Source organism: uncultured Chitinophaga sp. (assembly GCF_902168175.1).
In the GTDB taxonomy this organism is placed as follows: Bacteria; Bacteroidota; Bacteroidia; order Chitinophagales; family Chitinophagaceae; genus Chitinophaga.
This window is the reverse complement of record NZ_CABHOU010000090.1, coordinates 22,547-37,935: the sequence shown is the minus strand read 5'-3', so window position 1 is coordinate 37,935 and position 15,389 is coordinate 22,547. Positions and strand designations below refer to the sequence as shown.

10 protein-coding genes are annotated in these 15,389 nt (G+C 48.2%); 8 read left to right on the top strand and 2 right to left on the bottom strand.

What is annotated here, in order from left to right; genetic code table 11:
• Together rsmG and QZT80_RS19185 are read right to left on the bottom strand one after the other, a co-directional pair.
• Positions 1–418, bottom strand: a 418-nt coding sequence (gene rsmG / locus QZT80_RS19190; RefSeq protein WP_295125810.1) for a 16S rRNA (guanine(527)-N(7))-methyltransferase RsmG, incomplete at its 3' end; no start/stop codon positions are given.
• Positions 419–434: 16 nt separating this feature from the next.
• Positions 435–1,571, bottom strand: a complete 1,137-nt coding sequence (locus QZT80_RS19185) for a glycosyltransferase (protein WP_295125808.1) — start codon at positions 1,569–1,571, stop codon at positions 435–437.
• A gap of 98 nt (positions 1,572–1,669) precedes the next feature.
• Between QZT80_RS19185 and tgt the strand changes: the two genes are divergently transcribed.
• The 8 genes from tgt to QZT80_RS19145 all read left to right on the top strand — a co-directional run bounded on the left by tgt (position 1,670) and on the right by QZT80_RS19145 (position 15,381).
• A complete protein-coding gene (gene tgt / locus QZT80_RS19180; protein WP_295125806.1) occupies positions 1,670–2,800 on the top strand; it encodes a tRNA guanosine(34) transglycosylase Tgt in 1,131 nt (376 codons plus the stop codon).
• A gap of 75 nt (positions 2,801–2,875) precedes the next feature.
• Positions 2,876–3,955, top strand: a complete 1,080-nt coding sequence (locus QZT80_RS19175; RefSeq protein WP_295125804.1) for an LptF/LptG family permease — start codon at positions 2,876–2,878, stop codon at positions 3,953–3,955.
• 381 nt (positions 3,956–4,336) lie between these two features.
• Entirely contained in the window at positions 4,337–5,662 is a 1,326-nt protein-coding gene (locus QZT80_RS19170) for a citrate (Si)-synthase, eukaryotic (RefSeq protein WP_295125802.1), read from the top strand.
• A 110-nt stretch (positions 5,663–5,772) separates the two neighbouring features.
• Positions 5,773–7,926: an ATP-dependent DNA helicase RecG gene (gene recG, locus QZT80_RS19165; RefSeq protein ID WP_367112881.1), complete on the top strand. Its 2,154-nt coding sequence runs from the start codon at positions 5,773–5,775 to the stop codon at positions 7,924–7,926.
• A 169-nt stretch (positions 7,927–8,095) separates the two neighbouring features.
• Entirely contained in the window at positions 8,096–11,743 is a 3,648-nt protein-coding gene (locus tag QZT80_RS19160) for a PKD domain-containing protein (protein ID WP_295125800.1), read from the top strand.
• Between the two features lie 33 nt (positions 11,744–11,776).
• Positions 11,777–12,799, top strand: coding sequence for a PorP/SprF family type IX secretion system membrane protein (locus tag QZT80_RS19155; protein WP_295125798.1), 1,023 nt, complete (start codon positions 11,777–11,779; stop codon positions 12,797–12,799).
• A 94-nt stretch (positions 12,800–12,893) separates the two neighbouring features.
• A complete protein-coding gene (locus tag QZT80_RS19150; RefSeq protein WP_295125796.1) occupies positions 12,894–13,505 on the top strand; it encodes a hypothetical protein in 612 nt (203 codons plus the stop codon).
• Between the two features lie 391 nt (positions 13,506–13,896).
• A complete protein-coding gene (locus QZT80_RS19145; protein WP_295125793.1) occupies positions 13,897–15,381 on the top strand; it encodes a sodium:solute symporter in 1,485 nt (494 codons plus the stop codon).
• The last annotated feature ends 8 nt before the right edge of the window (positions 15,382–15,389 follow it).

The window sequence follows — 15,389 nt, the reverse complement described above, 5'->3', positions numbered from 1 at the left end:
GGGCTACTGCACGGGAAACCACCACGTCGAACTTGCGGTTCCTGATTTCCTCGGCACGGGTATGCTGGAAGGTGACGTTTTTAAGGCCTAAAGCCTCTACTACAGCTTCTACTACCTTTATTTTTTTACCGATGGAGTCCGCCAGGTGAAATTGTACGTCGGGGAAGAAAATAGCCAGTGGGATACCAGGAAATCCGCCGCCCGTACCAAGATCAAGCACCTGCATGCCGTTCGGGAAGTCGGCAATGGCGGCAATGCTCAGGGAATGCAACACGTGTTTTTCGTACAAAGAGTCAATGTCCTTGCGGGAAATCACGTTTATCTTTTCATTCCATTCGCGGTATACCGCATCGAGGGCCTTCAGTTGGTCCAACTGAACGGGCGTAAAATCACTGAAATATTTGAGAAGGATCTCCATAATGTAATCTAATTCGCTACTTCCACTTGTTCTTCGACTTAAAGAACAATGCGGGCGTGAAGATAACATAATATAGGAACATCAGGATGTCCATCAGCCAGCTATAAATGAATAAGTCCTTCTCGTCCAGCTTTTTAAGTGCGTAATAGGTGATTACAGATTGTATCAGCAGTTTACCCCCGATAATACCCAGTACCCAATATAGCAGTGGTGTATAAAACAGCGCGGCGATCATGGCAGGGTAAAAAACGAAGTGGGAGAGGGAGAAGATGCCGAGCATAACTTTATGACCAAACCGGTAAAGTTTGCCGGTGCTCATATGACGGGTCTTCTGGCGGAACCAGCTTTTCCAGGTGTCCTTAGGCTCGCTGTAGGCAAACGCATGTTTATGGATAACCACGTTGGTATTGTGACGCCTGGCTGCCTTGTTCACAAACAGGTCATCATCGCCGGAAGCAATGTGCTGGTGCGAGGTAAACCCTTTTTGCTGGAAAAACAGGTCGCGTTTATAAGCCAGGTTACGGCCCACACCCATGTACGGAATGCCTGCCAGGGCGAAAGAAAGGTATTGTAAAGCGGCAAAGTAAGTTTCGTAGCGGATCAGTTTATTCAGGAAGCCGGGTTTCTTATAATAAGGCCCGTAACCCAGTACGATCTCTGTTCCATTGGTAAAACCCTGGCTCATCATCGACAGCCAGTGAATACTGCCGGGTTTGCAGTCGGCATCGGTAAGCAACACCGTTGGGTGTTTGGCTCCGTTAATGCCCATGCTTAACGGAAACTTTTTACCGGGGATGAACAGCGCGGATTGTTTAAGATCGATGTACCGGAAATGTGGATAACCCGGTTCTATGTTGCGGAGATAGTATTTTGTGTCGTCCTCAGAATTGTCGTTTACCACGATCACCTCATACGCCGGATTCTTATGTTGGTTGTAACGTTGCTGTAACACCGTTGGCAGGTTACGCGCCAGGTTGTTCTCCTCGTTCTTGGCACAAATAATCACCGAAACGTCCTGCTGTGGCGTATGGTCCTCGTCAAATTTACGGTTGTAAAAGGCCACCCTCGAGAAAAAGAAGAGGTAATAGAGGGTTTGAACCCCTGCGGCGGAGGCGAAGATATAGAAGATAATAATCCCGATCTGATCAGACATAGCAAGTGCAAAAATATATGTTTTTATTTGTCTATGTATTTGTGTGGAAAAAAAAGAGGTTTTCCCTTCTTTCTTTTTCCAATAGCTTTGCAGCCAGTATGGAATTTGAATTAATTTCGACCGATAGCGGTTCCGGCGCGCGGGCCGGTAAAATTACCACCGCGCATGGCGTTATAGAAACGCCGATATTCATGCCTGTAGGCACTGTGGGCAGCGTGAAAGCCGTTACCCAGGAGCAATTGCGCACGAACGTCCAGGCGCAGATCATCCTGGGAAACACTTATCACCTGTACCTTCGTCCAGGGCTGGAGGTACTGTCGGCCGCCGGCGGATTACACAAATTTAACGGTTGGGACCGTCCACTGCTCACCGACAGCGGAGGATACCAGGTGTTTTCCCTGGCCGCCAACCGTAAAATCAAGGAAGAAGGAGTGGTGTTTCAGTCGCACATCGATGGCTCCCGCCACCTCTTTACCCCGGAAAATGTAATGGATATCCAGCGTACGATCGGGGCGGATATTATTATGGCCTTCGACGAATGCCCGCCTTACCCCTCAGAATACCGCTACGCCCGTAAATCCATGGAGCTTACGCACCGCTGGCTCGACCGCTGCATTAAGCGTTTCGGCGAAACGGAACCGGCCTATGGTTACGAACAAACGTTGTTTCCCATCATCCAGGGCAGTACCTATAAAGATTTGCGTGTTGCCTCTGCTGAATTCGTTGCCTCCCGTAACTGTGCAGGTAACGCCATCGGCGGGCTTAGCGTGGGCGAACCGGAACAGGAAATGTACGATATGTGCGGACTGGTTTGTGAGCAATTACCGACGGATAAGCCGCGTTACCTCATGGGCGTGGGCACTCCCTGGAATATTTTGCAGAACATCGCCCTGGGCGTAGATATGTTTGATTGCGTAATGCCAACCCGTAACGGCCGTAACGGCATGTTGTTCACCTGGGAGGGCGTTATCAATATTAAAAATAAGAAGTGGGCTACCGATTTCAGTCCTATCGATGCAAACAGTACCAGTGCCGCCAGCCGCGATTACAGCAAGGCTTACCTGCGCCACCTGTTTGTGGCGGGAGAGTTCCTTGCTCTCACCCTGGCCAGTATTCATAACCTCAGTTTTTACCTGGAACTGGTAACAGAAGCCCGCAAACAAATACTTGCAGGCACCTTTGCCACCTGGAAAACAAAAATGGTGCAACAATTGCAGGTAAGGCGCTGATGAAATGTATCAAAAAAACATAATTTTATACCTTCGGGCCGCCTGCATGTTTGAAGGTCGGGCAACAACAGCGCAATGAAAAAATTAGACTGGTATATTCTCCGCAAGTTCATCGGTACATTTGTTTACTCACTGGGTATCCTGCTGGTTATTTCCGTGGTAATCGATATTACGGAGAAGGTAGACGATTTTATGAAGCACGACCTTTCCTTCTGGCAGGTGGTGACGGAGTACTACATTGGATTTGTGCCGCATATCGCAGCATTGTTGTTCCCGCTGTTCATCTTTATTTCTGTTATTTTCTTTACTTCCAAACTTGCCTATAAGTCGGAAATTATTGCCATCCTGGCTTCCGGCGTAAGTTTCCGCAGGTTCATGCGCCCTTACTGGGTAGGGGCTATCCTCTTCGGCAGTATACTATACCTGGCCAACCTCTGGGTAATACCACGGGCCAACCGCATACGTACCACTTTCGAGAATAAGTACGTAGGCAGAAAAAAGGATGGGGACGATATCAACGACAAAACGCTCCGCATCGATACCACCAGTTACGTTACTTTCAGCTATTACACCCCTAAATACAAAACAGGTTCCGACTTCACACTCCAGAAAATACGTGGCCTGCAGGTGTACTATAAACTAAAGGCCAACCGTGTGGCCTGGGATTCCACCAAAAAAGCATGGAAACTGGAGAATGTATCCGAGCGGTATATAAATGGCCTGCAAGAAAGTGTAAGTCAGAAAGCAGACACCATGCTTAAAATACCGCTTTCACCCACGGAGATGGTAGAAGAGAAAAACATGCAGGAAGCAATGACCACCTCGGAATTGAACGCGTTTATCAAACGTGAGGAGTTACGTGGTGCAGAAGGGCTCAGTGTATATTATGTAGAAAAGTACCGTCGCCTGTCCGCCGGTGCCGCTGTGGTAATATTATGTATCATCGGCGTGATCATGAGCAGCCGTAAAGTACGTGGCGGCAGTGGTTTGCACCTGGCCATCGGTATTGTGATCAGCGCCAGTTACATTATCTTCCTTCAATTCTCTACTGTATTTGCCACCAAAGCAAGCCTCAACCCAATGTTAGCGGTTTGGATACCGAACTTCGTGTTTGGTGCATTGGCGTTGTTCCTGTACAGGCGCGCGCCGAAGTGATGTGTGATAAGATATTATGAAGAAAGGCCGCGAGATGATCGCTGCCTCACTGTTTTTAGATAACCAAATCGTTGATCAGGGCTTCTGTATTTCGCTCCTCTTTGCGCAGTTTGAGAAAACTGATAAGGTTATACGCTAGCTGTTAATACAATCCTTCGTGCTGACTGCTTTTTTCATAGACGGGATGAAGGCCAATGAACAAATAAATCAATATTTCCTATATAAACTCATTTTAACCCAGTATATCGTTACACTGCCCTTTAACCGCTCTTATCACATTCTTTCCAAATTTTAACCTCAATTTCATCTTAAATTTTGTCATTAATCGTTACTTTTGTACATTGATCGAATTAGTTTTTTATCTTAAATAATTGCGTCAAAATGAGTTATATAAAAGAAAAATTCAAGGTAAAGGCGGATGAGCTGAGCGCAGAAGTGAAGGATTTGCTGAAGAACCACGGCAGCAAAGTCATTGGAGATGTTACGATCGCACAGGCATACCAGGGTATGCGTGGCATTACAGGGCTGGTTACAGAAACTTCCCTGCTCGACGCAAATGAAGGAATCAGGTTCCGCGGTTACTCTCTCCCCGAGCTGGCTGAAGCCCTGCCTAAAGTGCCAGGTGGTGCAGAACCGCTGCCGGAAGGATTGTTTTATCTCATGTTGATGGGCGAATTGCCTACTGAGGCAGATGTTCAACACCTCTCCAGTGTTTGGGCCCGCCGTTCCCACGTTCCTAACCACGTTTTTGACGCCATAGAAGCATTGCCGATCACGACCCACCCGATGACCATGTTCAACGTGGGCATCCTGGCCCTGCAAACGGAATCGCTGTTCGCTAAGGCTTACTCAGAAGGCATCAACAAAAAGGATTACTGGAGCTATATGTACGAAGACTCAATGAACCTCATTGCCCGTCTTCCACGCGTAGCTGCCTATATATACCGCCGCAAATACAAAAACGGCCAGCATATTCAACCCGACGGTTTGCTCGACTGGGCAGGTAACTTTGCTCACATGCTGGGTTACGACGACGAAGGGTTCCGTGAACTGATGCGTTTGTACATGACTATTCACGCCGACCACGAAGGTGGTAACGTGAGCGCGCACACCACGCACCTGGTAGGTTCTGCCCTCAGCGATGCTTACTTGTCGTTTTCTGCCGGTATGAATGGCCTCGCAGGTCCGCTGCACGGCCTGGCCAACCAGGAAGTAATTCGCTGGATACTGGCTATGCAGGAGGAACTTGGCGGTGGTATCCCTACCAAAGAGCAAATCGAAAAGTATGTGCGTAAAACCCTGGCCGATGGTAAAGTTGTACCTGGTTACGGTCACGCCGTACTGCGTAAAACGGATCCACGTTTCACCGCGCAGATGGAGTTCGCTAAGAAACACCTGCCCGATGATGAACTGGTGAAAATCGTTTGGATGGTGTACGATGTTGTGCCTGGCGTTCTTACCGAACTGGGTAAAGCTAAAAACCCATGGCCTAATGTAGATGCGCATTCCGGCGCGCTGCTGGTGCATTACGGCCTGGTAGAATACGAATTCTATACCGTATTGTTCGGCGTTTCCCGCTCATTGGGCGTACTGGCTTCCCTCTGCTGGGACAGGGCGCTGGGTCTCTCTATCGAAAGACCAAAATCTGTTACTACAGAATGGATGAAGAGCTTCATCGAAGGCAAAGTAGAAGCAAGCGCTGAGTAATTTCAGCATCAACATAGCTAAGGGCTGCCTTCACAAAGGCGGCCCTTTTTTATCCGCTTAACCCAAGCCTGTTTGATGAAAAAGATCGTAGTCCGCTAACGTTCTTTTCAATCAATGCAGTATTTTGCAGCCTTAATAAACCAGGGGTAACCATCTCTTACATATCTTCCATATTAAACAATCCGATCGAGTACCTGAAAGGCGTGGGGCCGCAGAAAGGGGAGTTGTTGCGAAAAGAAATCGGCGTATTTACTTTCCGCGACCTGCTCGAATATTTTCCGTTCCGTTATGTAGACCGTACACGTGTAACGAAAATTACGAGCCTGCACATGCAACTCGACTACGTACAGGTAAAAGGCTGTATTATTTCCATGGAAGTGGTGGGCGATGGGCGTTCAAAGCGCCTGGTTGCCCGGCTCCGCGACGATACCGGTGTGATAGAACTCGTTTGGTTCCAGGGCTGGCAGTGGATGCAAAAATCCCTGCGCGAGAATGTGAATTACCTGGTGTTCGGCAAAATATCGGTTTTTAACAGCAGCCTCCAGATGAGTCATCCGGAAATGGACCTGCTGACCGAAACCATTGCCGATGGCAAACCACACCTGGAGCCCGTTTATCCAACCACCGAAAAGTTGAAAGCCCGCGGACTAACGGCTAAGGCTATTGGAAAACTGACCCAGAACCTGCTGGAACAACTGAACCTGAAGGAGATACCTGAAAATATCCCGGAACCCATCCTTCAGCAGTTTCGCCTGATGCCGCGCAGCACGGCCTATTTCAGGATCCATTTGCCCGCATCGGACGAAGACGCCAAACAGGCGCAACGCCGGCTTAAGTTTGAAGAGCTGTTCCTCGTGCAGATGAAGATATGCCGCCTGAAGGCACGCCGGCAGGCACAATCGCATGGCTTTATATTCGGTAAGGTTGGGGAGTTGTTCAACGATTTTTATAATAATCATCTCCCGTTTGCACTAACAGGGGCGCAAAAGCGGGTGTTAAAGGAAATAAGGCAGGATACGGCTACCGGTAAACAAATGAACCGCCTGCTGCAAGGCGATGTAGGTAGCGGCAAAACTATGGTAGCCCTGCTAACGATGCTGCTGGCCAACGACAATGGTTGCCAGGCCTGCCTCATGGCGCCTACAGAAATATTGGCGCAACAACACTTTAAAAGCATTGCGGAGCAAATAAAGGATATGCCGCTCAACATCGCACTGCTTACGGGCAACGTCAAAGGCAAGCAGCGTAAAAAGGTGTTGGAAGCTGCTGCGGATGGCAGTCTGCATATACTCGTGGGTACCCATGCCCTGCTGGAAAAGGGTGTTGTGTTCAAGAACCTCGGCATGTCTATTGTCGATGAGCAGCACCGCTTTGGGGTGGCTCAACGTGCCCGCCTCTGGGAGAAAAATACCACACCACCGCATGTGCTGGTAATGACCGCCACGCCCATTCCCCGTACACTGGCCATGACGGTATACGGTGACCTGGATGTATCGGTGATAGACGAAATGCCACCGGGCCGTAAACCTATTACCACGGTACATCGCAACGAGTGGCAACGCCCGCAGGTGATGGACTTTATCCGCGAGGAAATTAAAAAAGGCCGCCAGGCCTATATCGTATATCCACTTATCGATGAATCGGAAAAGATGGATTATGAGAACCTGATGAAGGGCTATGAAGAAGTGAAGGCCTTCTTTCCCGAACCTAAGTACCTGATTAGCATGGTACACGGCCGCCAGCCACAGGAAATGAAGGAAAACAATATGCACCGTTTCGTGATCGGCGAAAGCCAGATTATGGTGGCTACCACGGTAATTGAGGTGGGGGTGAACGTACCTAATGCCTCTGTAATGGTGATCGAAAGCACCGAGCGTTTCGGCCTGTCGCAGTTGCATCAGTTGCGTGGCCGCGTTGGGCGTGGTGCCGATCAGTCGTATTGCATACTCATGACTGGCAATAAAATAGGCAATGATTCGCGTGAACGTATCAAGGTAATGGTCCAAACCAATAACGGGTTTGTTATATCTGAGAAAGATATGGAACTGAGAGGTCCTGGTGATATGGAAGGTACCCGGCAGAGCGGTATCCTTGATCTCCGTCTGGCCGATATTGTACAGGATAAAGCCATGTTAGCGGCCGCCCGTGAATGTGCGGAAAAACTGCTGGAAGAAGACCCTGATTTGTTAGCCCCTGAGAATAAAGGACTTTCCGACTTTCTGGCCACCCAAAAGTCAAAATCCCAGTGGAGTAAAATATCTTAAGGTTTTTTACGTTTATGGTGTAACCATGTTGGTGTACAACGCCATATATCATTTTAACCACGTACCATCAGTAAAGGGTTTTTTTAGCGAAAACAGTAACATTACGCGACCCTGTCCGTTAAAAAAATAGTATATTAGTTGTAGTGAGATAAATATTAAATCTAGCCGCTTGAAATCAATTTTCCCTATCGGTCTGTTTTGCGTTATGTTAGCAATGCTGGTATCAACTGCCAAAGCGCAGGGTACCGGTAGCGACTTTACGCCGCTTGAGTTTGTAGAGAATAAGGGACAATGGAAAGGAGACTTTCTTTTTAAAACCGATCTTGGCGGTACCACGATATTCCTGAAGAAAAACGGGTTTACTTACCTGATGTTGAGCAAGGAAGATATTGCGCGGGTGCCGGAACTTAATCATGGACATAAACATAATTCAGACGTAATTTTTGATCCGGACAAAAAACAGTTCGTTCCAGCACCTGGTAAGCCAGGCAGCGGAGGTAACAGTGGTGCCGGAGAATTAACCGCCTCTCAGGTGAGGGGGCATGCGTACGAGGTAACGTTCGTTAACGCTTCTCCCAACCCGGAAATAGTGCCCGACAAACCAACCGGTGGTTACAGCAACTATTTTATTGGCAACGATCCTGCGTATTGGCGCAGCGGGGTAATGAACTATCAGTCTGTTACTTACAAAAATCTCTACCCCAATATCGACCTTCATGTGTATTCAGACGGAGGCCAAATGAAGTACGATCTCATCGTGCATCCCGGTGCCGACCCTTCCAAAATTCAACTGGAATACAAAGGGGCGGATAAAATGAATATCAAAAAGGAACAGCTGTATATTACCACAAGCGTGGGCGAGGCGATCGAATTAATGCCGTTCGCTTACCAGTACGTTAATAATCAGCGTGTTTCCGTTAAAGTTAGCTACCAGTTAAAAGACAATAAAGTAACCTATAAGGTGTCCGGCAAATACGATAACTCGTTCCCGCTGGTTATCGATCCTAACGTGGTGTTCTCCACACTTACCGGTTCCAAGGCCGATAACTGGGGTTATACGGCTACTTACGATCCGGCAGGTAACTTCTATGCGGGCGGTATTGTGTTCGGTGTAGGTTATCCCGTTACGCCCGGTGCTTTGCAAAATGCAATGGGTGGTGGCGAGTATGACATTGCGATCACGAAATTTAATCCGATAGGAACGACTGCTATTTACTCTACTTACCTGGGTGGCAGCGGTGAAGAACAGCCGCATAGCCTGGTGGTCGATTCGCAGGGCAACCTCGTAATATCGGGCCGTACTAATTCCGCTAACTATCCCGCACCCACCACCATCGGGCCCGGTGGGAGTTATGACATGGTGATTACGAAACTGAACGCTACCGGCACTGCCTTAATTGGTTCGATAAAAATCGGTGGCGGTGGTAACGATGGTGTAAACATCCGTCCTTCTAAATCGGGAGGTGCGGTGAGCCTGTTAAGGAACTACGGGGATGATGCCCGTAGCGAAGTGATTGTGGATGGTGCGGATAACATCTATGTTGCCGGTTCTACCCAATCGACCAACTTTCCCGTTACTACCGGAACTTTCCAGTCTACCTACGGCGGTGGCTCGCAGGATGCGGTGGTGCTTAAAATCAACCCTGCCTGTAACGCGCTTTTATGGGGAAGCTTTTTAGGAGGAAATAAGGAAGACGCAGGATATGTAATTGCACTGAATATCGATAACACTTTATACCTCGCTGGTGCCACGGCCAGCAGCAACTTCCCGATGGCAGGCAGCGGTATTTACCCTGCTTTCCGCGGTGGTATTTGCGATGGGTACATTGCGCATATTTCTAATGACGGTACCAGTTTGTTACACAGCACTTTTATGGGCTCCGATAACAACCAGGCCGATGAAGTGTACGGCGTGCAAACCGACGTAGGTGGTAATGTGTACGTGATGGGTACCACCGAAGGGGCCTGGCCGGTTAAGCAACCTACAGGCACCGCTACTTTTTACAACGATAACTCGAAACAGTTCATCGTTAAACTGGAAGCTAATTTATCTAACATCGTATACTCAACGACTTTTGGTAAACAGGCGTCGTATCCCAGTATTTCACCCACCGCATTCCTGGTAGACCGTTGTCAGAACGTGTACGTATCCGGTTGGGGTGGTGAATTAAATACGCTGGCCCGTTATCCGAACTCAAACACCTACGGTTTGCCGGTAACCCCGGACGCCCGTAAGCCGCAAACCGATGGTAGCGACTTCTATTTCTTTGTATTACAACGTGATGCTACGGCCCAGTTGTACGGTACGTTTTACGGCGGTAACCAGTTGCTCGAACACGTAGATGGTGGTACCAGCCGGTTCGACCGTAACGGGGTAATTTACCAGGCTATCTGTTCGTCCTGCGGTAACGGCTCCAGGCCCAGGTTTCCGACCACACCCGGTGCTTACGCCAGTGGTCTGCCTCCCAACTGTAACCTGGCAGCACTTAAAATCGCATTTAACCTCGATGGGGTGAAAGCTGGTTTTAAAACGCAGGAAAGGAAAAATAACTATTGCGTACCGAGTACCATCACTTTTGTAGATACCACGAATTTGCCGGCCGCCACCTGGGAGTGGAACTTTGGGGACAATTCGCCTTCGGTAACTACTACGGTACCTACCGCCACTTATACTTATAATAACATCGGCGACTATACCGTAAGGCTTATTAAGTACGACCCTAACAGTTGTAACGTGCGCGACACAGCGTACCTGCCTGTTCGTATAAGGGCCGACCAGGCAAATGTAGACTTCACGGCTACCAGGATCATTCCTCCCTGTACCAGCCTTTCGTACCGCTTTAATAACCTGTCTACACCTCCAGCCGGTAAACCATTTACCAACAGGTCGTTTGTGTGGGATTTTGGTGATAATTCTCCCACTGTGATAACCGATACCACCACACAATTCCACAACTATGCTGCGGAAGGTGTATATAACGTAACGCTCACCCTGGTAGATACCAATTATTGTAACGCTCCAGAGGTAATTACAAGACAGTTACGTGTGGCCGCCAATGTAACGGCGCGCTTCGAAACGCCTGCCGATGGATGTGTGCCATACACGGCCATATTCAATAACACCTCTTCGGGCGGTGTTACCTTCGAATGGGACTTTGGCGATGGCAGCCCTGTCTCCACGGACGTCTATCCAGAGCATATCTATACCACGCCGGGTACGTACACCGTAAGGATGACAGCCTACGATCCGAATACCTGTAACCTGCAGGATGATACCACGATGACCATTACGGTGCATGCAAATCCTGTAGCTGGCTTCAATTTTGCTCCGTTAAAACCACAGGAAAACACGCCAACTACTTTTACCAATACTTCCATGGGTGCTAGTCTTTACTGGTGGACATTCGGTGATGGAGATACCTCCACACTGGCCAATCCGGTACATCAGTACAACAAGACGGGTACTTATGATGTTTGTTTAGTAGCGGAGAACCAGTTCCTCTGTGCGGATACCGTTTGCCAGACTGTCGACGCGATAGTGATACCGCTGTTCGACGTGCCAAGCGGCTTCTCGCCAAACGGAGATGGTAGTAATGACGTATTTATGGTAAGGGGCTTCGGCATCTCTAAGTTTAACCTGAAAGTATTTAACCGTTGGGGACAGCTAATGTTTGAAACCAATAACCCGAAATCAGGATGGGATGGCAGGTTTAAAGGGCAACTACAACCCATGGACGCATATGCTTACACCGTTGTGATCGAGTTCAGCGATGGACAAAAGGGATCACGAACGGGCAGTGTAACGCTCCTTCGATAGTAGATTTAGTTCAAGACGATTTAAGTTGAAAGGATGATGAAGCAGTTTGCAAAATATATTATCATAGTATTGTGCGTTGCCGCATCGGGAGAAGGTTATGCCCAGGACCTGCACTTCTCGCAGTTCTTTAATTCCCCCCTTAGCACCAACCCGGCCAATACAGGGTTTATTCCCGATGGCAATTACCGCGTCGGCGTAAACTATCGCAACCAGTGGAGTTCCATCCCGGTGCCTTACAAAACCATGTCGGCCTTCGGTGACTTCCAGCTGTTCCGCGAACAGCTTACATATGGCTGGGTAGGTTTAGGCGGTATGGTACTCAGGGATGTGGCAGGTGCGGGAGATCTTACTTCTACCAAAGCCTATGGCTCAGTGGCTTACCACCAGCTAATGGGCGAAAGCAGTTTGCTGTCGGCCGGCTTCAATGTCGGTATGGCCAATAAACGCATCGATATCGCCAAACTCACTTTCGATAACCAGTGGAATGGCTATTTCTTTGATTCTCAGTTGCAGAATGGCGAGCCCATCACCCAAACCGGTATTACCTACTTTGATATGCAGGTGGGTATGAACTATGCTTATTTTCCCAACGAACTGGTATATATCAATGGCGGGTTCTCCGTACATCATGTAAACAAGCCAAGAGAAAGCTTTTATGCCAGTGATAACCAGATAGAACGCCGCTACATCGGCTTCGTGAACGCCAGCCTTAAACTCACCAACAATATCATAGCTAACCCGGGTGCTTATTATTCAACACAAGCCAAGTCGCAGGAAATCATGTTCGGCGGTTATGTACAGTACAACCTCTCCGGGGATGGCGATAAACAACTGCTCGGCGGTGCTTATTACCGCTGGAACGATGCCGCCATGTTCATGGTGGGGTACCAGATGAGTAATGTGCGGTTAAACTTTAGCTACGATGTAACAGCATCCTCCCTGGCAATTTATAATAATCGCAGGGGTGCTTACGAACTCGGACTGGTGTATACCGGTCTTTATCCCAATCGCAGCTTCAGCAGCGCCAAGCGCACCACCCTTTGTCCAACCTTTTAATTTTGATGCCTGACCCGGCTTTTCGGCAGGTTTACCCGCCATTAAGCAGATAAATCAGCAAAAACTAATAATTTCGATGTTAAATCACTCCTCTATGAAACGTATATTCCTGGCTTTGTTGTTGCTGGCCGGTACTAAAATGGCTATTGCACAGGATACTACCCGCCCTTACGAACGCCGGGTATTTACAGAGCCCAAGGAGAAGAAAGAAGGTGGCTTCGATAAATCGCGCCTTTTCGTAGGTGGTGGCCTCGGTCTCGGGTTTGGCAGTTATACCAATATCAACGTTTCTCCGCTGATCGGTTACCGGTTCTCCAGCCTTTTCGCTGCCGGTGTAAACATTAACTTTCAGTATGGCTCCGAACGTTATCGCTACGACGATGGCGAAACCTATCTCCGTAACCAGTATACCCTGATGGGTGGCGGGTTATTTGGCCGCGTGTACCCCCTGGACATCATTTTTATCCAGGCTAACCCCGAGTATAATCACATTTCTGTTAAAACGACGGACTATACTACCGATCCAAAACAGGTGTACAAAGATAAATATGGAGTACCAAGCCTGCTGCTCGGCGCAGGTTATAACCAGGCTATCGGCGGCAATTCCTACTTTACCATCATGGTTTCGTATGATGTACTGCAGGACGACCGTTCGCTTTATTACAACCGGCCCATCTTTTCGGCAGGGGTAAACCTTGGTTTATAGGATAATTGTGGCTACTTTCGGCCGTTGATCTATGTTTGGACTGGATTGGTGACTACTTTAACTCGTGAATGCTTCCCGGCAGCCATTGTGCTGCCTGCCGCTTTTAGCGTGCGTCACTGCCTTTTCTACATCATATACATTAAAGATATTTTATAGCCTTTAACAGGCATAAACTTTTGGGATCGTAATCCCATATTGTGTTTCACGTAACCGGGGCCGTTTTCCAACGACCCCGTTTTTCATTGAAGATGGTAGTATATTACCGTTTTTTGCCTGGCTCTCAGGTAGCTCTCAGGTTGCTTCAAATCTCATTGATAAAATACTATCAGTTTAAAGCTCCTCATATTTACCTAATTTTAACGCGTCTTATACCAACCGTAGATCAATAGCCATGGCTCCTTATATATTCGTCTTTTTTATCGTCGCTTACTTCGTGGTACTGCTCCTGGCCTCTTACTTCACCACCAGAAAGGTGGATACGCAGTCGTACTTTACCGGTAACCGTAACTCCGCCTGGTACCTGGTGGCGCTGGGGCTTATCAGCGATACATTGTCGGGCGTGTCATTTATTTCGGTCCCAGGAAAAGTCGGATTGGCGCAATTCTCTTATCTCCAAACCATTTTTGGCTATATTTTCGGGTATTTTATCATTGCGGCCATATTGGTGCCCTTGTTCTATAAACGCGGACTTACCTCCATTTACTCCTACCTGCAGGAGCGTTTCGGGCCAACCACGCAGAAAACCGGGGCATTGTTCTTTATCCTGTCCCGTCTTACAGGTTCGGCTGCCAGGCTATTTGTGGTGGCGGGCGTATTGCAACTCATCGTATTTAATCATTACAATATTCCATTTTCGGTATCAGTTACCGTAATGGTAGCACTGATGCTGGTGTATACTTATCGCGGTGGTATTAAAACGCTGGTATGGACAGATGCGCTGCAATCGCTGTTCCTGCTTTCATCTGTACTGATCATTATTGTAATGGTTACCCGGGAATTGGGCTGGGACGTAACGAACATTGTGGGCAACCTGGCCCGCAGCGAACACTCACAGGTGTTTTTCTGGAACAACTGGAAAGCCCCTAACTTCTTTCCCAAAGACTTTTTTGGAGGGATGATGATAGCCGTGGCCATGACAGGCCTGGACCAAAACATGATGCAGAAAAACCTGAGCTGCCGCACACTGGGCGAAGCGAAGAAAAACATCTACTGGTTTGCATTCATACAGGCCGTGGTAAATGGCTCCTTCGTACTACTGGGCGGCCTGTTTTACGAGTACATCAAAATGCGAGGTTTTGCCCTGCCGGTTGATCCGGTAACTGGTCGCACCATAACCGATACCCTGTTCCCCTACATCGCAATCGACGGTATAGGCGGACTGGCGGCCATTGCATTTATCGTGGGGCTCACCGCCGCCGCATTTTCCAGTGCAGACGGGGTGTTAACCACACTCACCACATCATTTTACATCGATATGCTCGGCCGCTCTACCGATAACATGAACGAAGGACAAAAACGGCTGAAAAACTATATTCATATAGGCATGGCAGTATTGTTGCTGCTAACCATCCTGTTGTTCCAGGCATATAACAACTCAGCTTTGATAGATACAGTGTTGTTCCTGGCTGCCATTACCTATGGCCCTATGTTGGGTTTATTTGCTTTTGGTATATTTAATAAAAGAACGATCATCGATAAAGGCTCCGTGATCGTATGTTTAATAGCGCCTGCGCTGTGTTTTGTTCTCAGTAAAAACTCAGCTTCCTGGCTCGGCGGATATAAATTTGGCAACGAACTGCTAATAGTAAACGGAATGTTTACTTATATTGGGTTATGGCTGATCTCTAAAAATAACAAAGCCATCCACGTAAACTAAAAATTTAG

What these genes read in the sequence shown, in the direction of transcription:
- QZT80_RS19150 (WP_295125796.1), top strand. Translation starts at nt 12,894, where the DNA reads ATGAAACGTATATTCCTGGCTTTGTTGTTGCTGGCCGGTACTAAAATG.
- QZT80_RS19175 (WP_295125804.1), top strand. Translation starts at nt 2,876, where the DNA reads ATGAAAAAATTAGACTGGTATATTCTCCGCAAGTTCATCGGTACATTT.
- QZT80_RS19185 (WP_295125808.1), bottom strand. Translation starts at nt 1,571, where the DNA reads ATGTCTGATCAGATCGGGATTATTATCTTCTATATCTTCGCCTCCGCC.
- QZT80_RS19170 (WP_295125802.1), top strand. Translation starts at nt 4,337, where the DNA reads ATGAGTTATATAAAAGAAAAATTCAAGGTAAAGGCGGATGAGCTGAGC.
- tgt (WP_295125806.1), top strand. Translation starts at nt 1,670, where the DNA reads ATGGAATTTGAATTAATTTCGACCGATAGCGGTTCCGGCGCGCGGGCC.
- QZT80_RS19145 (WP_295125793.1), top strand. Translation starts at nt 13,897, where the DNA reads ATGGCTCCTTATATATTCGTCTTTTTTATCGTCGCTTACTTCGTGGTA.
- QZT80_RS19155 (WP_295125798.1), top strand. Translation starts at nt 11,777, where the DNA reads ATGATGAAGCAGTTTGCAAAATATATTATCATAGTATTGTGCGTTGCC.